This window comes from Pseudoalteromonas sp. SG44-1, from assembly GCF_014164315.1.
Classification (GTDB): domain Bacteria; phylum Pseudomonadota; class Gammaproteobacteria; order Enterobacterales; family Alteromonadaceae; genus Pseudoalteromonas; species Pseudoalteromonas rhizosphaerae.
On the sequence record NZ_JACJEW010000329.1, the window covers coordinates 1 to 222 of the forward strand.

Annotated in this window: 1 pseudogene; it reads left to right on the top strand. The window is 37.8% G+C overall.

Features of this window, described 5'->3' with window-relative positions:
- Nucleotides 1-222, top strand: a pseudogene (locus tag H5187_RS24320) (IS3 family transposase); the annotation flags it as partial.

Sequence of the window (222 nt, forward strand, 5' to 3'; positions counted from 1 at the left end):
TTTTATCGGGTTATGAAACGTCACCACCTATTAACGCATAGAGAAAAAGTGAAGCCAAACAGGCAGGTAAAAAAACCAAAAGCACTCACAGCAACCGGTGTGAACGAAATTTACACATGGGATATTACATATTTGCCAACAACGGTTAAGGGCGAATTTTTATACTTGTATTTAGTGATGGATATTTTTAGTCGAAAAATTGTGGGATGGCAGGTTCACGAT